Origin of the sequence: Microbacterium sp. STF-2 (genome assembly GCF_034650155.1) — a bacterium.
Taxonomy (GTDB): Bacteria; Actinomycetota; Actinomycetes; order Actinomycetales; family Microbacteriaceae; genus Microbacterium; species Microbacterium maritypicum_A.
This window is the reverse complement of sequence record NZ_JARKMW010000001.1, coordinates 378,492-397,945: the sequence shown is the minus strand read 5'-3', so window position 1 is coordinate 397,945 and position 19,454 is coordinate 378,492. Positions and strand designations below refer to the sequence as shown.

Annotated in this window: 15 protein-coding genes; 7 read left to right on the top strand and 8 right to left on the bottom strand. The window is 68.0% G+C overall.

Going from position 1 to position 19,454, the window contains the following annotated elements; genetic code table 11:
- Positions 1–7: 7 nt before the first annotated feature.
- The gene (locus tag MicroSTF_RS01910) at positions 8–1,129 is read right to left on the bottom strand and encodes an alkaline phosphatase family protein (protein ID WP_168440988.1); all 1,122 of its coding nucleotides are present in this window, start codon (positions 1,127–1,129) and stop codon (positions 8–10) included.
- Between the two features lie 44 nt (positions 1,130–1,173).
- Here MicroSTF_RS01910 and MicroSTF_RS01905 point away from each other — a divergent pair, with 44 nt between their 5' ends.
- Positions 1,174–3,615: a DNA gyrase/topoisomerase IV subunit A gene (locus MicroSTF_RS01905; RefSeq protein ID WP_297553756.1), complete on the top strand. Its 2,442-nt coding sequence runs from the start codon at positions 1,174–1,176 to the stop codon at positions 3,613–3,615.
- Positions 3,616–3,698: 83 nt separating this feature from the next.
- Here MicroSTF_RS01905 and MicroSTF_RS01900 read toward each other — a convergent pair whose 3' ends face one another.
- Positions 3,699–5,819, bottom strand: a complete 2,121-nt coding sequence (locus tag MicroSTF_RS01900; RefSeq protein ID WP_021200688.1) for a DNA gyrase/topoisomerase IV subunit B — start codon at positions 5,817–5,819, stop codon at positions 3,699–3,701.
- Between the two features lie 181 nt (positions 5,820–6,000).
- On the opposite strand from MicroSTF_RS01900, the gene MicroSTF_RS01895 reads away from it, so the two are divergent.
- Positions 6,001–6,219 (top strand): hypothetical protein, encoded by a 219-nt coding sequence (locus MicroSTF_RS01895; RefSeq protein WP_021200689.1) that lies wholly within the window; start codon positions 6,001–6,003, stop codon positions 6,217–6,219.
- A 59-nt stretch (positions 6,220–6,278) separates the two neighbouring features.
- On the opposite strand, the gene MicroSTF_RS01890 is transcribed toward MicroSTF_RS01895, so the two are convergent.
- Positions 6,279–7,319 carry an alanine racemase gene (locus MicroSTF_RS01890; protein ID WP_322953209.1) on the bottom strand — a complete coding sequence of 347 codons (1,041 nt, stop codon included), beginning with the start codon at positions 7,317–7,319 and terminating at the stop codon, positions 6,279–6,281.
- The gene (locus tag MicroSTF_RS01885; protein WP_315073460.1) at positions 7,316–8,020 is read right to left on the bottom strand and encodes an alanine racemase; all 705 of its coding nucleotides are present in this window, start codon (positions 8,018–8,020) and stop codon (positions 7,316–7,318) included. The genes MicroSTF_RS01890 and MicroSTF_RS01885 overlap by 4 nt, the downstream gene beginning before the upstream one ends.
- A gap of 80 nt (positions 8,021–8,100) precedes the next feature.
- Here MicroSTF_RS01885 and MicroSTF_RS01880 point away from each other — a divergent pair, with 80 nt between their 5' ends.
- The gene (locus tag MicroSTF_RS01880; protein ID WP_322953205.1) at positions 8,101–9,117 is read left to right on the top strand and encodes a sugar-transfer associated ATP-grasp domain-containing protein; all 1,017 of its coding nucleotides are present in this window, start codon (positions 8,101–8,103) and stop codon (positions 9,115–9,117) included.
- A gap of 77 nt (positions 9,118–9,194) precedes the next feature.
- Here MicroSTF_RS01880 and MicroSTF_RS01875 read toward each other — a convergent pair whose 3' ends face one another.
- The 3 genes from MicroSTF_RS01875 to MicroSTF_RS01865 all read right to left on the bottom strand — a co-directional run bounded on the left by MicroSTF_RS01875 (position 9,195) and on the right by MicroSTF_RS01865 (position 12,235).
- Entirely contained in the window at positions 9,195–9,890 is a 696-nt protein-coding gene (locus MicroSTF_RS01875; protein ID WP_021200693.1) for a coenzyme F420-0:L-glutamate ligase, read from the bottom strand.
- On the bottom strand, positions 9,887–11,125 hold the full coding sequence (locus tag MicroSTF_RS01870) for an RNA polymerase sigma factor (RefSeq protein ID WP_017830477.1): 1,239 nt from the start codon (positions 11,123–11,125) through the stop codon (positions 9,887–9,889). The genes MicroSTF_RS01875 and MicroSTF_RS01870 overlap by 4 nt, the downstream gene beginning before the upstream one ends.
- A 168-nt stretch (positions 11,126–11,293) precedes the next feature.
- The gene (locus MicroSTF_RS01865) at positions 11,294–12,235 is read right to left on the bottom strand and encodes a proteasome assembly chaperone family protein (RefSeq protein ID WP_021200694.1); all 942 of its coding nucleotides are present in this window, start codon (positions 12,233–12,235) and stop codon (positions 11,294–11,296) included.
- Positions 12,236–12,348: 113 nt separating this feature from the next.
- On the opposite strand from MicroSTF_RS01865, the gene MicroSTF_RS01860 reads away from it, so the two are divergent.
- From MicroSTF_RS01860 to sucB, 3 genes are all read left to right on the top strand, one after another.
- The gene (locus MicroSTF_RS01860) at positions 12,349–13,821 is read left to right on the top strand and encodes a leucyl aminopeptidase (RefSeq protein ID WP_322953200.1); all 1,473 of its coding nucleotides are present in this window, start codon (positions 12,349–12,351) and stop codon (positions 13,819–13,821) included.
- A 3-nt stretch (positions 13,822–13,824) separates the two neighbouring features.
- Positions 13,825–15,198, top strand: a complete 1,374-nt coding sequence (gene lpdA / locus MicroSTF_RS01855; RefSeq protein WP_029259306.1) for a dihydrolipoyl dehydrogenase — start codon at positions 13,825–13,827, stop codon at positions 15,196–15,198.
- Between the two features lie 67 nt (positions 15,199–15,265).
- Positions 15,266–17,032 carry a 2-oxoglutarate dehydrogenase, E2 component, dihydrolipoamide succinyltransferase gene (gene sucB, locus MicroSTF_RS01850; protein WP_322953197.1) on the top strand — a complete coding sequence of 589 codons (1,767 nt, stop codon included), beginning with the start codon at positions 15,266–15,268 and terminating at the stop codon, positions 17,030–17,032.
- Positions 17,033–17,043: 11 nt separating this feature from the next.
- Here sucB and MicroSTF_RS01845 read toward each other — a convergent pair whose 3' ends face one another.
- Positions 17,044–18,555, bottom strand: coding sequence for a hypothetical protein (locus MicroSTF_RS01845; RefSeq protein ID WP_322953195.1), 1,512 nt, complete (start codon positions 18,553–18,555; stop codon positions 17,044–17,046).
- A gap of 161 nt (positions 18,556–18,716) precedes the next feature.
- On the opposite strand from MicroSTF_RS01845, the gene MicroSTF_RS01840 reads away from it, so the two are divergent.
- On the top strand, positions 18,717–19,427 hold the full coding sequence (locus MicroSTF_RS01840; protein WP_322953194.1) for a DUF4191 domain-containing protein: 711 nt from the start codon (positions 18,717–18,719) through the stop codon (positions 19,425–19,427).
- Positions 19,428–19,454: the final 27 nt, after the last annotated feature.

Here is a 19,454-nt window from a genome sequence, read left to right as displayed (position 1 = left end):
ATCGTCGTCAGCGAGCGAAAGCGCCGAGCCTGACGACGGGGACCTGCCGCTCCTCCGGTGTGAGTGCACCGTGCTGGCCGACCATTCCGCGACCGCGCTGGTCCGCAGCCGTGCCGTCATAGACCGCCCACGACCCACGCGCGATCGCGAGCACGTCACCGATCCGAGGCGAGGCCGCCTCGGAGACCGTGGGTCCGAAGAGGCCCGCACGCACGGCCTCCTCGCGGGTGACGACATCGGCGACCCCCTCGAGATCCGCACGCCAGCGCGATACCAGCGAGACGCCATCCGCATCGGGCTCCAGATAGGCGTGCAGCATCCGCGGTTCACCACCCACGTGTCGGACGCCTTCGAGGTGGTCCGCTTCGAGCACGATCTGTCGGTTCGGCGCCACATCGACCATCCCATGATCCGACGTGACCACGACCCCGACGCCCGGGGGCACCCGTGCGGAAAGAGCGGCATCGACGTCCTCGAGCGCCGCGACCCATTCGGACGAGGCGATGCCGTACTTGTGGCCGGCCTTGTCGACCTCTGGAAGGTAGCAGTAGACCAGCGAGCCCGGATGGGACTGAGCGAGCGCATAGGCGGCTTCGATACGCGACGCCGCTGTGGTGGCTGCGACGAACTCGGCACCTCGGAGAGTGGCTTTGGTGAAGCCGCTGTGCGCGTATCCGGCGAACCCCACGGCGAAACTCTCGTGGCCGGCACCACCGGCGCGCTCGAAGATCGTGGGAGCCGCCTGCCACGTATACGGGTCGATCCCGTCGGTCTCCCAGCCGCTGAGCTGGTTGACGAGCACGTCGCGGGTCGGATCGAGCACTCGGTAGCCGACGAGGCCGTGCTCCCCCGGCCAGACACCGGTGACGATGCTGGTCAGCGCCGCCGCGGTGGTGGAGGGGAAGACCGACTGCGCGACGTCCTTCTTCGCCATCCCCGCCGTCAACGCACGTGCGTGACCGGCGTGTGCCCGCAGACTGATCGCTCCGAGCCCGTCGATTACGACGAGCACGGCCGAGTCTGCGCGCGGCAACAGCGCCGATTCGCCGCGGAGGGCGGCGAGCAGGTCGTCCGCCACCCCGACGACACTCCGGGCACTCGGCGACGCGGACGGTAGCATGAAGGACATCCGAGCCAGTCTGACACAGGCTCCCGTATGCCTTCAGGAAGTCCATGCCGAAAACCCCGCCGCCCGAGCCTGTCGAGGAGCGCATCCAGGACATCGACCTCTCCACCGAGATGCAGGGCTCGTTCCTCGAGTACGCATACTCGGTGATCTACTCGCGCGCGCTCCCCGATGCGCGCGATGGTCTGAAACCGGTGCAACGCCGCATCCTGTACCAGATGGCCGAGATGGGCCTTCGCCCCGACCGCGGTCATGTCAAGAGCGCCCGCGTGGTCGGCGAGGTCATGGGAAAGCTCCACCCCCACGGCGACTCCGCGATCTACGACGCGCTGGTGCGCCTCGCGCAGGAGTGGGCGCTGCGCGTCCCTCTGGTCGACGGACACGGCAACTTCGGCTCCCTCGACGACGGTCCGGCCGCGGCTCGATACACGGAGGCACGGCTCGCCGCCGCCGCCCTCGCGCTCACCGAGAACCTCGACGAGGACGTCGTCGATTTCATCCCGAACTACGACGGCCAGTTCCAACAGCCGGCTGTCCTGCCCGCTGCTTTCCCGAACCTCCTGGTCAACGGAGCGAGCGGCATCGCGGTCGGCATGGCGACCAACATGGCGCCGCACAACCTGATCGAGGTCGTCGCGGCCGCCACGCATCTCCTGGAGAACCCGGACGCGACCACCGAGGACCTGATGGAGTTCGTTCCCGGTCCGGACTTCCCGTCGGGCGGGATCCTGATGGGACTGGACGGGGTCAAAGACGCCTACACGAACGGACGCGGCGCGCTCAAGGTCCGAGGGAAGACCTCGATCGAGCCCCTCGGCCCTCGACGCACCGGCATCATCGTGTCGGAGCTGCCGTACATGGTCGGCCCCGAGCGTCTGCTGGAGAAGATCCGCGACGCCGTGCAGTCGAAGAAGCTGCAGGGCATCAGCGACGTCACCGACCTCACCGACCGCAACCACGGACTCCGCGTCGCGATCGGCATCAAGACGGGCTTCGACCCGAACGCCGTCCTCGAGCAGCTCTACCGTCTGACGCCGCTGGAAGACTCGTTCAGCATCAACAACGTCGCTCTGGTCGAAGGCCAGCCGCGCACGCTCGGGCTCAAGGAGATGCTGAGCGTCTACGTGGGCCACCGCCTCGAGGTCATCACCCGGCGCAGCCGCTACCGCCTGAAGCGGCGCGAGGAGCGTCTGCACCTCGTCGAGGGGCTGCTCATCGCGATCCTCGACATCGACGAGGTCATCCAGGTCATCCGCTCATCCGACGACTCGGAGCAGGCCCGCACCCGCCTGCGCTCGGTCTTCGATCTGAGCGAGCTGCAGGCGGAGTACATCCTCGAACTGCGTCTGCGCCGTCTGACGAAGTTCTCCCGCATCGAGCTCGAGACCGAACGAGACGCGTTGCTGGCCGAGATCGCCGCCCTCCGCGAGCTGCTGGGGAGCCCCGTGCTGCTGCGCGCCGCGGTCGCGAAGGAACTCGATGCCGCGGCCGACGCGTACGGCACGCCCCGGCGCACGCTGCTCATGAACGCCGCACCGCCCAAGCCCCGCGCCACCAAGGGCGCGGTCGACCTGCAGATCGCCGACGCCCCCACGGCGCTCATCCTCTCGACCACCGGGCGCACGGTCCGAGTCGACCTCGGCGAAGGACAGGAGCTCACCGCCCCGGCACGTCGCAGCAAGCACGACGCGATCCTGACCACGGTCGAGACCACGGTCAGGGCCGAGCTCGGAGCGCTCACGAACCTCGGACGCGTCGTCCGCTTCTCCCCCGTCGACCTGCCTTCCGTGCCTGCCACCTCGGTTCAGCTCGCTGCCGGCACGCCGTTGCGCGACTATCTCGGGATCACGACGAAGGGCGAGCGGGTGCTCGGTTTCGTGCGGTTCGACAGCGATACGCCGATCGCCCTCGGGACCGCCCAGGGAACGGTCAAGCGCATCGTCCCGTCAGCGCTTCCCGTGCGGCCCGACCTCGAGGTCATCGGCCTGAAGCAGGGCGACACGGTGGTGGGCGCGGCCGAGGCGCCGGACGACGCCGAACTTGTGTTCGTCACGACCGACGCGCAGCTGCTGCACTTCTCGGCCTCCTCCGTGCGCCCGCAGGGGGCGCCGGCCGGCGGCATGGCCGGCGTCAAGCTCAGCTCCGGGGCATCGGTCCTCTTCTTCGGTGTCGTCGATCCCGCCACCGAGTCGGTCGTCGCCACCGTCTCCGGAGGCGACAGCGCACTTCCCGGCACGGAGCCGGGGCGCGCGAAGGTCTCGTCGTTCACCGAGTACCCGGCCAAGGGTCGCGCCACGGGCGGCGTGCGCGCGCACGCATTCCTGAAGGGTGAGGATCGCCTCACGGTCGCGTGGGTCGGGCCCCAGCCACCGCTGGCGGTCGATCCGACCGGTGCCGTGCGCAAGCTTCCCGAGACCGGCGCACGTCGCGATGCCTCCGGACAGCCCGTAGAAGGCGTGATCGGCAGCATCGGCCGCACCCTGGTCTGAGTGCTCCGCAGGCGGGGTGACCGCCTGCAGCGAAGAAGCCGGCATGGGATGACCCGTGCCGGCTTCTTCCGTGTCTCCGGGGCTCAGGCGTCGATCGACTCGCGCGACAGCCGGTCGGAGGAGTCGATGATGAACTCGCGGCGCGGGGCGACCTCGTTGCCCATCAGGAGCTCGAACACGCGGCCCGCGGCCTCCGCATCCTCCATGCGCACGCGACGCAGCAGCCGTCCGGAACGGTCCATCGTGGTGTTCGCCAGCTGTTCTGCGTCCATCTCACCCAAGCCCTTGTACCGCTGGATCGGCTCGTGCCAGCGCTTGCCCGCCTTGCGGAGCTTCGCCAGCAGCGTGTGCATCTCCTGCTCGCTGTAGGTGTAGATCGTCTCGTTCGGCTTCGAGCCCGGGTTCATCACGATGATCCTGTGCAGCGGCGGGACGGCGGCGAACACGCGGCCGTGCTCGATCAGCGGTCGCATGTAGCGGAAGAACAGGGTGAGCAGGAGGGTGCGGATGTGGGCGCCGTCGACATCGGCATCGCTCATCAGGATGATCTTGCCGTAGCGAGCCGCATCGATGTCGAAGGTCCGGCCGGAGCCTGCACCGATCACCTGGATGATCGACGCGCACTCCGCATTCGACAACATGTCGCCGACCGACGCCTTCTGCACGTTGAGGATCTTTCCCCGAATCGGCAGCAGCGCCTGGAACTCGCTGTTGCGCGCGTTCTTGGCGGTGCCGAGCGCCGAGTCTCCCTCGACGATGAAGAGCTCGCTGCGTTCGACATCGTTCGTGCGGCAGTCGACGAGCTTCGTCGGAAGGGTCGACGACTCCAGTGCGTTCTTGCGGCGCTGCGTCTCCTTGTGCGCACGTGCCGACACGCGCGCCTTCATCTCCGAGACGATCTTGTCGAGCAGCTGCGACGCCTGGTTCTTGTCGTCGCGCTTGGTCGAGCTGAATCGCTGGGCCAGGTCCTTGCGGATCACCTGGGCGACGATCTGCCGGACGGCCGGAGTGCCGAGGATCTCCTTCGTCTGCCCCTCGAACTGCGGCTCGGGCACGTTCACCGTGAGCACCGCTGTGAGGCCCGCGAGGACGTCGTCCTTCTCGAGCTTGTCGTTGCCGACCTTGAGGCGACGCGCGTTCTGCTCGACCTGGGTGCGGAGAACCTTGAGGAGTTCTTGCTCGAAGCCCTGCTGATGGGTTCCGCCCTTGGGCGTCGCGATGATGTTGACGAACGACCGCACGCGCGTGTCGTAACCGGTGCCCCACCGCAGCGCGATGTCGACGGCGCACACGCGCTCCACCTCGGTGGCGACCATGTGCCCGTCGGCCTGCAGAACGGGAACGGTCTCCTTGAACGTCCCCTCCCCCTGGATGCGCCAGTTGTCGGTCACCGGCGGATCGACCGCGAGGTAGTCGACGAACTCCGAGATCCCGCCCTCATAGAGGTAGGACGTCACCGTCCCGGTGGCATCCGCATCCTCCGAGCCGAGCTCGGGAGCATCCGGACGATTCGTCCGCTTGTCGGCGACCTCGATCTCGAGACCCGGGACGAGGAACGCCGTCTGTCGGGCGCGGGTCTCGAGCTCGGAGAGCTGGAAGGCCGCGTCCTTGGTGAAGATCTGCCGATCGGCCCAGTAGCGAACCCGCGTACCGGTCACGCCGCGGGGCGCCTTGCCGATGACGCGGAGCTCGCTCTTCTCCTGGAAGGGAGTGAACGGCGCGTCGGGACGCTTCTCTCCGGAGTCTGCGAAGACCCCCGGTTCGCCACGATGGAACGACATGGCGTAGGTCTTGCCGCCGCGATCGACCTCGACGTCCAGGCGCTCGGAGAGCGCGTTCACCACGGAGGCGCCGACACCATGCAGACCACCGGATGCCGCGTACGACCCGCCGCCGAACTTCCCACCGGCGTGCAGTTTGGTATAGACCACCTCGACGCCGGTCAGACCGGTGCGCGGTTCGACGTCCACCGGGATGCCGCGGCCACGGTCGTGGACCTCGACACTGCCGTCGGCATGGAGGATGATGTCGATCTTCGTGCCGTTGCCGGCCACCGCCTCGTCGACGGAGTTGTCGATGATCTCCCAGAGGCAGTGCATGAGTCCGGGCGACCCGTTCGACCCGATGTACATCCCTGGGCGCTTGCGGACGGCCTCGAGGCCTTCGAGCACCTGGAGATGATGGGCGGAGTACTCGGCATTCACAATATCCGAGTCTAATCTCGCTAGTCGTTCCGGCTCCGCAGACACTCCCCGCGGAGGGCTACTCGACGGGGGTCGCGTACGCGCTGAGCGAAACACGCCGCAAACCGGGCATGCGCACAGGTGGGGCGTGGTTGTATTGACCAAATCCCCCAGCGAAGCCGACACCCGAGGAGGCACCGAGATGAACGCAACGACCGAACGTGACACCTCCACCGTCGAGTTCCGCCTGACCGCCATGGATCGCTGTGATTCATGCGGCGCTCAGGCGTACATCGCCGCTGAGGTCAACGGATCCGAGCTCCTGTTCTGCGCCCACCACGGCCGCAAGTACGAAGAGAAGCTCCGCAGCATCGCCACCAGCTGGCACGACGAGACCGCCCGCCTCGTCGAGACGGTCTGATCGAATCCTGACGCACGTCGGCTGGTCCTGGTCAGTCGACTGCGGTCAGCGGACACGAATCAATCGGCGACGACTCTCCGCACACGTGATGTGAGCCGGGTGAGGATCTCTTCTCCCACGGTATCGATACGCTCAGCGAGGGTCGTCGCCGACGTCTCTCCGTGCGTCCCGGCGCCGAAGACCACGACCTGATCCCCCGCTGTCGCTCCTGCCCAGCCTTCGACAGTCGACGTCGTGTGTCCCACCGACGTGAGGGTGCGCGTTCCTGCAGAGGTGCCGACGCGACTTCCGGCCAGTGTCGAAGGGAATCCGTCGAAACTGCCGATGCCGATGGTCACGTCGTCCCGCTGGACGCTGATGACGGGCGCGACGAGGCTCGCAGCCGGGAGGATGCCTTCGAGTTCCGGTCCGTCCGCGGATCGGATGCCATAACAGAAGGCTCCGATGCGCGAGACCGTTCCGCGCAGTTCGGGGCGCCACCAGGACGCCGCCGACGCGGTCAGGTGAAGCGCGGCAGGAGTCGTCCCCGAATCCTCCACGGTACGGACCGCTTCGAGGAACACCGATTGTGCGACGTCGTCGTCCGCGTCGCTCGCCTCGGCGATATGGCTCCACACCCCCTCGAACTCCAGGAGTCCTGCGCGCTCGGCGTCGCGCGCGACAGCGACGGCCGCAGCCCAGTCGTCGGGCAGGATGCCGTTGCGATGAAGGCCGGTGTCGATCTTCAGGTGCACGCGCGCGGACGTGCCGAGCGCCTCTGCGCGCGCGATGATCCGCCGAAGGTAGTCGCTCGTGCCCACCCCGAGGTCGAGCCTCTGCATGAGGGCGTCGTCGATCTCGGCGTCCGTCGACGTCACCCACGCGAAGATCCTGGCGTCGCCGCCGGCGATCCTGCGCACGGTCAACCCAGTACGGATGTCATAGCTGCCGAACCACGTGACGCCCGCGTCGGCCGCGGACTCGACGGCCCACGAGAGTCCGTGGCCGTATGCGTCGTCCTTGAGCACGAGCATCAACGTCGACGGCGCCACTCGGGCGCGTACCGCGTCGATGTTCGCCCGGAACGTGCTGCTGCTCAGGCGCAGCTCCGGACGGCTCATGCCTCCCACCCCCGCACGGCATGTGCGCCGGCCACGGTGACGAGTTCCGCCGGGCTCATTCCGGTGACGGCGGCCCAGTGCGCGATGGAGGATCCCGCCTGACCCTCGCCGCCGAAGTACGTGACCTCCGCGCCCGCCTCGGCATCCGCGCCTTGGAGGTCGACGACGCAGACGTCCATGGCGACCCGGCCGACGATGGGGCGAGCTGCGCCGTCGATCTCGACCTCGGCACGGTTTCCGAGCGCGCGCACGATGCCTTGGGCGTACCCACCGGTCACCAGCGCCACCGTGGTCTCACGCGAGGCGCGGTAGGTGTAACCGTAGGAGACGGCGTCTCCCGGCCGGAGCCCCTTGGTGGAGAGGACGCGACCCGTCAGCCGCATCACCGGTCGCGTCCTCGTGCGTCCGGTCGCATCAGGAAGACCGTAGAGGAGCGTCGCGTCGATGTCCGGCTCACCCGTCGTGACGCCGTCGATTCCCTCGAGCTGCAACGCCTCCACCTCTCCGCGGGCGTCGACGAGCACTCGCTCGGCTCCTGCGGCCGTCACGAGCTGCGCGACGGCGAGAACACCATGACCCCAGGCGTCACGCCGAAGATCGGCGACTCGGCCGCCTGCCGACACGGCAGCAAAGGCGCCCGCGGCCAGGGCCGAACGGGAGATCATCGCACGCGGCAGGGCGCTGGAAGTCGTCTCACACACGTCTTCCACCCTAGCTTCCGGCTCTCAGGTCGGCCGTCCCGGCCCCCGTAGACTGGTGGGGACCCCGACCCTGGAGCCTCATGTCTCGTCTTTCCCTCGCGCCCCGCATCCGCTATCTGATGGGACGTGCCCGCCGCATCGACGTCGGATCGGTGGTGGAACGCGCCAAGGAGGCATCCGCTCAGCATCACAAGGCCGTCCCCGCCATCGTCGTGGACATGCTCTGGTCGGCCGCGCGCCACAACGTCGGGTTCCAGGACTACATCGACTACGACTTCGCGATGCTGACGAAGGCCGAGCGCGACACCTACATGACGCATCCCGTCTCGAACCAGCTCTCGCAGCGGTATGACCACCCTGACTACCGCTGGATCTTCCAGGACAAGGTCGAGTTCGACAAGCAGTTCTCCGACCACCTGCACCGCGAATGGATGGTCGTCGACCAGGGCAACGCCGACGCGGTGCGCGAGTTCACACAGCGACTCGGCACGATCGTCACGAAGGAACCGGTGGGACAGGCCGGAACCGGAGTGCATCGCTATCACGCCGCCGACATCACCGACTGGAACGATTTCCACCAGGGGCTCCTCGCTCGAGGCGAGCTGCTGATCGAAGAGGTGATCCGCCAGCACGACGCGCTTGCGGCCGTGTGCCCCGGCACGGTGAACACCACCCGCATCACCGCGTTCTTCGATGGTGAGAAGGCGCACATCCTCGCCATGGCCCAGAAGTTCGGTCGCGGTGCGGTGAGCGATCAGATGACCTTCGGCGGCTTCTACACGATGCTCGACGAGAACGGTCATGCCGTCGGTGCCGGGTACGACTCGCACGGGCACGTGCACGAGACGCACCCGGACTCGGGTTTCCGCATCGCCGACTTCCAGCTGCCCTACATGGACGAGGTGCGCGCGTTCATCGACGAAGTCGCCCGCGTCGTGCCCCAGGTGCAGTACGTCGGTTGGGACGTCGTCGTCTCCCCGGACGGTCCCGTCCTCGTCGAGGGCAACTGGGGCGCCGGAGTCTACGAGAACAAGCCCAGCGTCACCGGTATCCGCACGGGCCACAAACCTCGGTACCGCGAAGTCATCGGTTTCTGAGACAGAGATGACGAAGGCCCCGGATGCCGAGCATCCGGGGCCTTCGTCATCGTTCTGAGCGGATCAGATGACAGAGGTCAGACTGCGCGGACGATGCCGAGCGGTGTGGACTCGAGCCCCTGTCCGAGCGGGTTGTCCCCGAGGATCTTGACCAGACGACGCTCGCCGTCCTTGTCGAGCGTCGACCCGAGGATGTTGCCGCCGAGGTCGTTGATATCGACCACTGCCACCTCTGCCTGGCCACCGATCAGTGCCTTCAGCCGCGCGGCCACGCCGTCGGGATCCTTCGGTCCGAGCACGACAGCCTCGTTGTACGGAGGGATGGTGTGCTTGGTGGGACCGTCGATGGCCCGCGCCTTGTCACCCGCGATGCGGTAGAAGTCACCACGACGACCGAACGCCTTGGTTACCGCTGCCACGGCCGACGCGAACAGGATCCGCGGAGTGCCGCACTCCCGCAGCGCCATCTCCATCGTCTCCGGCATGCCGAGCCCGATGCCGTACGGCGTGCGGGTGACGTACTTGGAGAGGAACAGGGCGAGCTTGCGCGGCTTGATCTCGTCGAGACGGTACGACCGCCCCTGGGTGATCGCCACGATCTTCTCGGTCACGAACAGCAGGTCGCCCGGCTGCACGGCGTCCTTGGCGTACTCCGTGATGATCGCATCGAGGTCGTCCTCGGGCATGACCACACGGGTACGCAGCGGGATACGCGCATAGCTCTTGCCGTCGACGCTCGCCTCGAGCGCCTTGCCGTCGTTCGCCTGGCTCATTCGAGGTAGTCCCGCAGGGACTGCGAACGGCTCGGGTGCCGGAGCTTCGCCATGGTCTTCGACTCGATCTGACGGATGCGCTCACGCGTCACGCCGAAGGTGTCGCCGATCTGGTCGAGAGTCTTCGGCTGACCGTCGCCCAGGCCGAAGCGCATCCGGATCACGCCGGCTTCGCGCTCGGAGAGCGAGTCGAGCAGCTGTTCCAGCTGACGCTGCAGCATGGTGAAGCCCACCGCGTCGGCCGGAACCACGGCCTCGGTGTCCTCGATCAGGTCGCCGAACTCGCTGTCGCCGTCTTCACCCAGCGGCGTGTGCAGCGAGATCGGCTCGCGGCCGTACTTCTGCACCTCGACGACCTTCTCGGGCGTCATGTCGAGCTCACGGCTGAGCTCTTCCGGCGTGGGTTCGCGGCCGAGATCCTGCAGCATCTGACGCTGCACTCGCGCGAGCTTGTTGATGACCTCGACCATGTGCACCGGGATGCGGATCGTGCGGGCCTGGTCGGCCATCGCACGGGTGATCGCCTGGCGGATCCACCACGTGGCGTACGTCGAGAACTTGAAGCCCTTGGTGTAGTCGAACTTCTCGACCGCGCGGATGAGGCCGAGGTTGCCCTCCTGGATCAGGTCCAGGAACTGCATGCCGCGGCCCGTGTAGCGCTTGGCGAGCGAGACGACGAGTCGGAGGTTCGCGCCGAGCAGGTGGCTCTTGGCACGCTGTCCGTCGCGGGCGACCCACTGCAGGTCGAGTCCGAGCTGGCTCGTCTTCTCGGCCGCGGTCATCGCCGACAACTTCTCCTCGGCGAACAGACCCGCCTCGATGCGCATCGCGAGCTCGACCTCTTCGGCCGCGTTCAGGAGCGCGACCTTTCCGATCTGCTTCAGGTAGTCCTTGACAGGGTCGGCAGTCGCACCGGTGATCTGCGTCGAGTAGACGGGAACGTCTTCATCGTCGTTCGACGAGATGACGATCGCGCCGGTCGGCAGCGGCTCGGTGAACTTCGGCTTCGCGTCCTCGTCCTCGTCGTCCTCGACCGCAGCAGCGGCGGGGGCCTCGTCTTCTTCGACGACGTCCTCGGACTTCTTCTTCTTGACGGGGGCGCGCTTCGCGGCAGCACGCTTCGCCGCGCTCAGGGGCGCGGGCTTCTCGGGCGCATCGGCCTCGACCGGAGCGTCGGCGGTCGTCTCTTCGGCAGCCTTCTTCGTCCGGGTGTTCTTCGTCGTGGCAGGAGTCACGTTTCGCCTTTCACGGAGCTGCTGTGTAGCCCCGGGACATTTCGGACACTAGTAAGACCCTTGTCAAGTCCAGCGCTCGAAAACACTGATTGACAACGGGTCAGAGTCCTAGTATCGCACACGTGTGGCGATGCGGATGCATTACGACGAAGTTCTCGCGGATCCGTGTCAGTTGCGACCGGGCTTGTCCTCGTCGCCCGACGGACGCGACGCCAGGTAGCGCTCCAGTTCCGCAGCGAGCTCGTCGGCGCTGGGAAGGTCCCGCTCACTGAACCCGCCCTCGTCGTACGAATCGTCATCGGGATTGCGTCCCGCCATGTACGCGTCATATCGGCGCTCGAGGTTGTGCACCATCTGCTGCAGCTCATCGTTCCCGGCGACCTGCTCGTCGACGCGCGCCAGGTAGTCCTCGCGGCGCTCCTGAACGGCGTCCAGCATCAGCACCAGACCGGTCGAGGCCATCAGCCTCTCTGCCGCGGCGATCACCGCTTCTGGATTCTCGGTCTCGGCGAGGTAGTGCGGCACGAGGAGCACGAATCCGACGGCGGGGTCGCCGCGCTCGACGAACCGGAACTCGAGGAGGTGACCGGCGGTCGCCGGCACCTGGGTGCGCGGACGCCAGACGGAGTGCGCGACCGTGAGCTCACGGCGGTTGCCGCTGACGGTCGTACCGATCGGACGTGTGTGCGGAACAGGCATGGCGATCGAATGCACCCAGTGCAGCCCCGACACCTCGAACTCCGCCGCCAGGGCGAGGACGGTGCTCGCGAAGCGGTTCCACGCGAAGTCGGGCTCGTACCCGGCGAGGAGCAGGAAGGGACGACCGAGCGCGTCCGTCGCAAGCGACAGCTCGAGACGCGGCGGCCGGAATTCGGTGAGGTGGTCCTGGTCGAAGGCGATCACCGGTCGACGGGCGCGATAGTCCAGCAGCGCATCGTTGTCGAACACCACGACGGTTTCCGGCGACGCGGTCTCCCTCAGGTGGTCGATCAGGCCGGACACCGCGCTGCCCGCGTCGGTGAAACCGGTGAGAAGCAGCACCAGGGGCAGGCCGTGCGGCACTGTCGGCGCATTCGCGACGCGTTCGTGGATCTCACCGGAGAAGGGCATGTGTCCATGCTACGAGCAGGGCTGGGGGCCGGGGCGCAGAGCATCATGCTGAGAGCGAACACGCGCCACGAGGGCGCGCGACCATGCTGCGACAGAGATCCTAGGATGGAGGCATGACGCTTCCCGTGCTCTCGCACACCACCGCTCAGTTCCCCGGAAGCGCTGCAGATGCCGCAGTGCTCGTCGTCGCCGCTCTCCCTGATTCGGCGGATTCACTGGCCGGTTATCCCGGCCTCGCCGATGCGTTGGCCGGTATCGGCTTCACCGGCTCCGCAGGATCGTTCGCGCGCGTGTACGCCCCGGAGGTGACGTCGTTGCCGCTGGCCGTCGTCGGCGTCGGCAACGTGCCTGACCCCGCTGCGGTGCGCAATGCGACCGGGACAGCGCTGCGCACCCTCGCCGGTTTCGAGCACGTCGCCATCGCCCTCGCCGACGGCCTGGAGTCCTTCGCCGCGCCGGCAGCAGAAGGCGCGGTGCTCGGCGGACACAAATTCGACGGGTACCGGACGGAGAAGGGCAAGGCTCGCGCCACCAGGATCACCCTGCACGCCGCCCTCGACGACGAGGACGCCGAGCATGCTCAGGTCCTCGGCGACGCCGTCGCCCTCGTCAAGGACCTCGTGAACGTTCCCGCCGAGTGGCAGAGCCCTGCCCAGCTCGCCCAGAGCGCCGCCGACAGCGTCGCCGACCTCGACGTCACGGTCGAGATCCTCGACGAGAAAGACCTCGCCGATCACGGCTTCGGGGGCATCCTCGGCGTGGGGCAGGGCTCCGACCGCCCCCCGCGCCTGGTCCGCCTCGACTACTCCCCCGCCGACGCATCGCGACACATCGCGCTGGTCGGCAAGGGCATCACCTTCGACACCGGCGGGCTGTCGCTGAAGCCCGCCGCATCGATGGTCGGCATGAAGTTCGACATGGCCGGAGCAGCGACATCTCTCGCCGCGATCCGCGCGATCGCGACTCTCGGGCTCCCTGTCCACGTGACGGCCTGGCTCTGCATCACCGACAACATGCCCTCGGGCCGCGCTCTGCGCCCCGGCGACGTCATCCGCATCCTCGACGGCACCACGGTGGAGGTGCAGAACACCGACGCTGAGGGCCGCCTCGTCCTGGCGGACGGTCTGGTCGCCGCGAGCCGAGAGAATCCCGACGTCATCATCGACGTGGCGACCCTCACGGGTGCCATCGTCGCCGCGCTCGGCCACCGGCACACCGGTGTCTTCGGCGACGTCGAGACGGTCTCCGCGTTCATCTCCGCGACCGCACAGGTCGACGAACCGGCCTGGCACATGCCGCTGCCGGAGTACATGGAGGAGTCGCTCGAGTCCCCCATCGCCGATCTCCAGAACGCCAACATGGGCGACCGGATGGGCGGTGCCTCCTATGCCGGCCTGTTCCTGCGCCGGTTCGTCGGGCGCACGTCGGAGGCCGAGGACGCCCCGCGCATCCCCTGGGTGCACCTCGACATCGCGGGCTCCGGCGAACACGCCGGCGCCCCGTACGGCTTCACCGAGAAGGGCCCCACAGGGGCGATGGTCCGATCGATCGTCGCCTTCGCCGAAGCATCCCACACGGAGGCATGACATATGACAACCCACACCTTCGACATCGTCGTCCTGGGCGGCGGAAGCGGCGGCTATGCCGCTGCATTGCGCGCGAGTGAGCTCGGCAAGTCCGTCGCGTTGATCGAGAAGGACAAGGTCGGCGGCACCTGCCTGCACCGCGGCTGCATCCCGACCAAGGCACTCCTGCATGCGGCCGAGGTCGCCGAGCATGTGCGCGATGCCGCGTCGGTCGGTGTGACGGCGTCCCTGGAAGGCATCGACCCCGTCGGCGTCCGCACGTATCGCGAGGGCATCGTCGCCAAGAAGTTCAAGGGTCTCGAAGGTCTCGTCAAAGCTCGCGGCATCACCACCGTCACCGGGCTCGGTCGACTGAATCCAGACCGCAGCATCAGCGTCGGCGATGACATCTACGTCGGTGCGGACGTCGTGCTCGCGACCGGTTCGTACAGCCGATCGCTCCCCGGCCTCGAGATCGGCGGACGGATCCTCACCAGCGAGCAGGCGCTCGCTCTGGATGTCGTCCCCGACCGCGTCCTGATCCTCGGCGGTGGTGTCATCGGCGTCGAGTTCGCGAGCGTCTGGCGCTCCTTCGGCTCCGAGGTCACCATCATCGAAGCGCTGCCGCACCTCGTCCCGAACGAGGACATCGCGCTCAGCAAGGGCCTGGAGAGGGCATTCCGCCGCCGTGGCATCCAGTACTCCCTCGGGACCCGCTTCCAGACGGCCACGCAGGACGACTCGTCCGTCACGGTCACGCTCGAGGACGGCAAGGAGTTCACGGCCGACTACCTGCTCGTCGCCGTCGGACGCGGGCCGGCGACGGCCGACCTCGGCTTCGCAGAGGCCGGTGTCACTCTGGACCGCGGCTTCGTGATCGTCGACGACGACCTGCGCACCGGGGTCCCGGGGCTCTGGGCCGTCGGCGACATCGTCCCCGGCCTCCAGCTCGCGCACCGCGGATTCCAGCAGGGCATCGCCGTCGCCGAACGGATCGCCGGCCTCTCCCCCGTCAACGTTCCCGATCTGCAGATCCCCAAGGTCACCTATTCCAGCCCCGAGGTCGCGTCGGTCGGAGTGACCGAGGAAGCCGCCGCTGCTGAACACGGCGCGGACGCGATCGTCGCCTACGAGTACAACCTCGCCGGGAACGGCAAGAGCGAGATCATCGGAACGGGTGGTCTCGTGAAGGTCGTCCGCCTCAAAGACGGCCCCGTCATCGGTGTGCACCTGCTCGGCGACCGTGTCGGCGAGCTCATCACCGAGGGGCAGCTCGCCGTCGCCTGGGAGGCGCACCCGGAGGACATCGCTCCTCTGATCCACGCACACCCGACCCAGAGCGAGGCACTCGGCGAGGCCTTCCTCGCCCTGGCCGGCAAGCCCCTGCACGCCCTCTGAGCACCAACCGGTGCCCGAGTCACTAAGCTAGACAAGCGTCATACAACTTCCTGAAGGAGACTCAGTCATGAGCACATCCGTCGTCCTCCCCGCTCTCGGCGAGAGCGTCACAGAGGGTACGGTCACCCGCTGGCTCAAGCAGGTGGGAGACACCGTGCAGGCGGACGAGGGCCTGCTCGAGATCTCGACCGACAAGGTCGACACCGAGATCCCCTCCCCCGTCAGCGGCGTGATCGAGGAGATCCTCGTGGCCGAGGACGAGACCGTCGAGGTCGGCGCGCTCCTCGCGCGCATCGGCGATGGCAGCGCCGCGGCTCCGGCCGCAGATGCTCCCGCCGCCGCCGCACCCGCTGCGGAAGAAGCGCCAGCCGAGGCATCTCCCGCTGCCGAAGAGACCCCGGCTGCAGAGGCTCCGACCCCCGCCGCAGAAGCACCGGCGCCCGCCGCTGAGTCCGCACCTGCCGCACCCGCCGGCGATGCGACAGACATCGTGCTTCCCGAACTGGGCGAGAGCGTCACCGAGGGAACCGTCACCCGCTGGCTGAAGCAGGTCGGCGACACCATCGCCGTCGACGAGGCCCTTCTGGAGATCTCCACCGACAAGGTCGACACCGAGATCCCGTCGCCGGTCGCCGGCGTACTGCAGGAGATCGTGGCCGGCGAGGACGAGACCGTCGCCGTCGGCGCTGTGCTCGCACGTGTCGGTTCCGGAGCAGCGCCCGCTTCCGAGGCACCTGCTGCTCCGGCACCCGCTGCTGCTCCGGCACCCGCTGCTGCTCCGGCGCCTGCCGCTGCTCCGGCACCTGCCGCTGCACCGGCCCCGGCTGCTCCGGCACCTGCCGCTGCACCGGCCCCGGCTGCTCCGGCACCCGCTGCTGCTCCGGCCCCTGCCGCCGCTCAGCCCGCATCGAAGCTCGCGCTCCCCACCGAGAACGACAACCTCTATGTGACCCCGCTCGTGCGCCGACTGGCGTCGCAGCAGGGCGTGGATCTGGCTTCCGTCACCGGAACCGGTGTGGGCGGTCGCATCCGCAAGGAAGACGTGCTGAAGGCCGCGGAGACCGCGAAGTCGGCGCCCGCTGCGGCAGCGGCGGCCCCTGCTCCGCTCGAGGTGTCGCCTCTTCGTGGGACGACCCAGCCGATGTCGCGTCTGCGCAAGGTCCTCGCCAAGCGCGCTGTCGAGTCGATGCAGCAGACGGCACAGTTGACCACGGTCGTCGAGGTCGATGTCACGGCCCTCGCCGAGTACCGCGACAGCGTGAAGGCGTCGTTCCTCGAGAAGACGGGCGACAAGCTCTCCTTCCTGCCGTTCTTCGCTCTCGCCACGGCCGAGGCCCTGCAGGCGTTCCCGATCGTCAACGCGACGGTCGACGGTGAGAACATCGTCTACCCGGCCAGCGAGAACGTCTCGATCGCGGTCGACACCGAGCGGGGCCTGCTGACGCCGGTACTGCGTGACGCGGCGTCGAAGAACATCGCCCAGATCGCCCACGAGATCGCCGATCTTGCGGCACGGACCCGCGACAACAAGCTGAAGCCCGACGAGCTGGCCGGTGGAACGTTCACGCTGACCAACACCGGTTCGCGTGGTGCCCTGTTCGACACGCCGGTCGTGTTCTTGCCGCAGTCGGCGATCCTGGGCACCGGAACGGTCGTCAAGCGTCCGGGTCTCGTGAAGGTCGGAGGCACCGACGCGATCGCTGTCCGGTCGTACGTGTACCTCGCTCTCTCCTATGACCACCGCATCATCGACGGTGCAGACGCCGCCCGCTTCCTGGGCGCCGTGAAGGCGCGACTCGAGTCGGCACAGTTCGCCGCTCAGCTCGGCGCCTGACGGGCGAAGAGTCATCCTGGCTGGTCCGCGACGTCGTAGACGTCGCGGACCAGCCATTTCTCTCCTGTGCGGATGAGCACGACGATCGTCTGATCCGAACCCTCGTCTTCCTCCCCGCCCTCTTCCCCCTCCGCGCCTCCCTCCCGACCTGCCGATGCGAGGCGCACCACCGCGACGTCGCCGTATTCATCCACCAGTTCCGCGGCCGAGGGCGGCAGCCCGTCGAGGGCCTTCATCACTCGCGCGGCGTCGCCGGACACCGCGTCTGCGCACGAGGTGTCTCCCGCGGCCCGACAATCCGCGATCGCGCGGAGGAGCGATGAGGCCGCCGCCACGGGATCGATGCCCGCGGCCGACTCCTCGGGCTCTGAGCCCTCGGGGGCTGAGTCCTCAGGGTCGGAGTCCTCGGTCTCTTCCGGGGCCCCGATCACGGAAGCCGAGGCCGCCGGAGACGCATCTTCGGGCGAAGACGATGCCCGCGCCTGACCACTGCCACCAGACAGGTCAGCGCCCTTACCCGACGCTTCTCCCTCCGGCAGCAGCAGTCCGCCGGCAAGCACAAGCGCCGCAGCCGCGCCCGCGACGAGCAGGGAACGTCGACGCAGCTTCCCGGTCTCAGCGGATCGCCCACGGCGTACGCTCTGGCGACCGGTTCGCGAAGCCTGCGTTCCTCTCATGCGATCCACACGCGCAAGAACCTCGCCGATCGATGAGCGCATCGCATCGCCGATCGCCTCCCGCGCGCGGCTTCCGCGACGCGACCCCCTGCTCGGAGTCCGGTCCGCGCGCAGACGTCGCCCCCCTTCGTGAAGGCCAGAGACGTGCGGAACGACGGCACGGGCGACGTCCCGCGCTCGTTCCGCAGCATGGATCTCGCGTTCGAGCGGCTGCGGCGCGGCGACGTCGAGCATCGACTGCTCCCACGCCTCGGTGAGCCTGCGGGGCAGACGCGGCTGGGCGATGACCTTCCGCAGGGCCTCCTCGATCGCACCGGTCGCGCGTCTGAGCACTTTGTCCGAACTGCGCTCCGCCAGCTGTTCCAGGATCTCCACGGTCCCCGCCCTCGCGTCCGTGCCGTCCCCCAGCACGAACACCGGTCGCCCGCCATCCGTCAGCCACCATGCCCCGGTGCGCATGCCGTCGATGCCCTCTCCCAACTCGTCGAGTCCCCGCAGGAGACTGACGACGAGAGTGGTGGTTTCGCCCGGCGTGATGCCCCCTCCTCCCACCGAACGGCGGCCCAGGAAGCTGCTCACACGCTCCGTGCACCACGGAAGCAACACGTCGTGCCCTCCCTGGCGCCGGACGACATCGATCGGCGCAGCGATGTGTTCGGCGCCGGAGAAACCCCATCCCACCCACCCGCCGAGCGCCGCCGCGTCCACTCTCACGGCGACGCCGTCCCCGTTCGCGACGAGAGTGCCGGGGAAGGGCCCCTCCGTCGCATCGAGCGTTCTCACCACGCGATGCGCGCCCGGTACGAGCGGCCCGCCCCGGCCGTCGTCGATCGCGATGTCTTCCATTGCTCCATCACAGCGCAGACCTCAGCCCGATCCCGGTGCCCGGGGACGATCGCGACGGATTCCGCCGAATCCTCTGATGTGCAGGAGTGGTGGCGCCGGTCCCCTCCGCTTCGCGCGAACGCCGACATCAGGAGGCTCCGGGACTCGGTAGGCTGGTCCTCATGGCAAAGCGTGCTCCTGAACCCGAAAAGCGTCCTGGGTTCTTCTCCCAGATCAAGTCCCTCTTCCGGTTCACACGTGAGGCATACTCCTGGTTGCCGTGGGCGCAGGGTGCCATCCTCATCGGCGGCGTGCTGCTCGGCCTCGTCGCCGGCTATCTCATCCCGCCCTTCCAGATCTGGACGCTCGTCCTCTGGGGGATCACCGGTCTCATGCTCGGCATCCTCGGTGCCCTGTTCCTGATGACGCGCCTCTCGACCTCCGCCATGTACAGCAAGATCGACGGCATGCCCGGCGCCACCGGACACGTGCTCAGCACAAGCCTCGGGCGCAGCTGGCAGGCATCCGAGACTCCCGTCGGCATCAACCCGAAGACCCAGGAGGCTGTGTACCGCACCATCGGGCGCGGAGGCATCGTCATCGTCGGTGAAGGTGCACGCGGCCGATTGACGCGTCTCGTCAACGAGGAGCGCAGCAAGGCACAGCGTGTCGCGCACGGCGTCCCGGTCACCGTCCTCTACGTCGGTCACGGCGACGACGAGGTGGCGATCGCCGATCTCTCGAAGACGATCAAGAAGCTCCCGAAGGCGATCGACAAGGCCACGATGGCCGCCGTCATCCGCCGCGTGGACTCCGTCTCCCAGTCGCTGTCATCGCTGCCGATCCCGAAGGGCATCGACCCGACCAAGGTGCGCTCCCAGCGTCCTCGTTGACTCTCCGCACCTCAGAAGCACCGAGCG

Excerpts from the sequence above, each read along its gene's own strand:
- MicroSTF_RS01910 (WP_168440988.1), bottom strand. The coding sequence starts at position 1,129 with ATGTCCTTCATGCTACCGTCCGCGTCGCCGAGTGCCCGGAGTGTCGTC.
- MicroSTF_RS01905 (WP_297553756.1), top strand. The coding sequence starts at position 1,174 with ATGCCGAAAACCCCGCCGCCCGAGCCTGTCGAGGAGCGCATCCAGGAC.
- MicroSTF_RS01895 (WP_021200689.1), top strand. The coding sequence starts at position 6,001 with ATGAACGCAACGACCGAACGTGACACCTCCACCGTCGAGTTCCGCCTG.
- MicroSTF_RS01890 (WP_322953209.1), bottom strand. The coding sequence starts at position 7,319 with ATGAGCCGTCCGGAGCTGCGCCTGAGCAGCAGCACGTTCCGGGCGAAC.
- MicroSTF_RS01880 (WP_322953205.1), top strand. The coding sequence starts at position 8,101 with ATGTCTCGTCTTTCCCTCGCGCCCCGCATCCGCTATCTGATGGGACGT.
- MicroSTF_RS01875 (WP_021200693.1), bottom strand. The coding sequence starts at position 9,890 with ATGAGCCAGGCGAACGACGGCAAGGCGCTCGAGGCGAGCGTCGACGGC.
- MicroSTF_RS01865 (WP_021200694.1), bottom strand. The coding sequence starts at position 12,235 with ATGCCCTTCTCCGGTGAGATCCACGAACGCGTCGCGAATGCGCCGACA.
- MicroSTF_RS01860 (WP_322953200.1), top strand. The coding sequence starts at position 12,349 with ATGACGCTTCCCGTGCTCTCGCACACCACCGCTCAGTTCCCCGGAAGC.
- lpdA (WP_029259306.1), top strand. The coding sequence starts at position 13,825 with ATGACAACCCACACCTTCGACATCGTCGTCCTGGGCGGCGGAAGCGGC.
- sucB (WP_322953197.1), top strand. The coding sequence starts at position 15,266 with ATGAGCACATCCGTCGTCCTCCCCGCTCTCGGCGAGAGCGTCACAGAG.
- MicroSTF_RS01845 (WP_322953195.1), bottom strand. The coding sequence starts at position 18,555 with ATGGAAGACATCGCGATCGACGACGGCCGGGGCGGGCCGCTCGTACCG.
- MicroSTF_RS01840 (WP_322953194.1), top strand. The coding sequence starts at position 18,717 with ATGGCAAAGCGTGCTCCTGAACCCGAAAAGCGTCCTGGGTTCTTCTCC.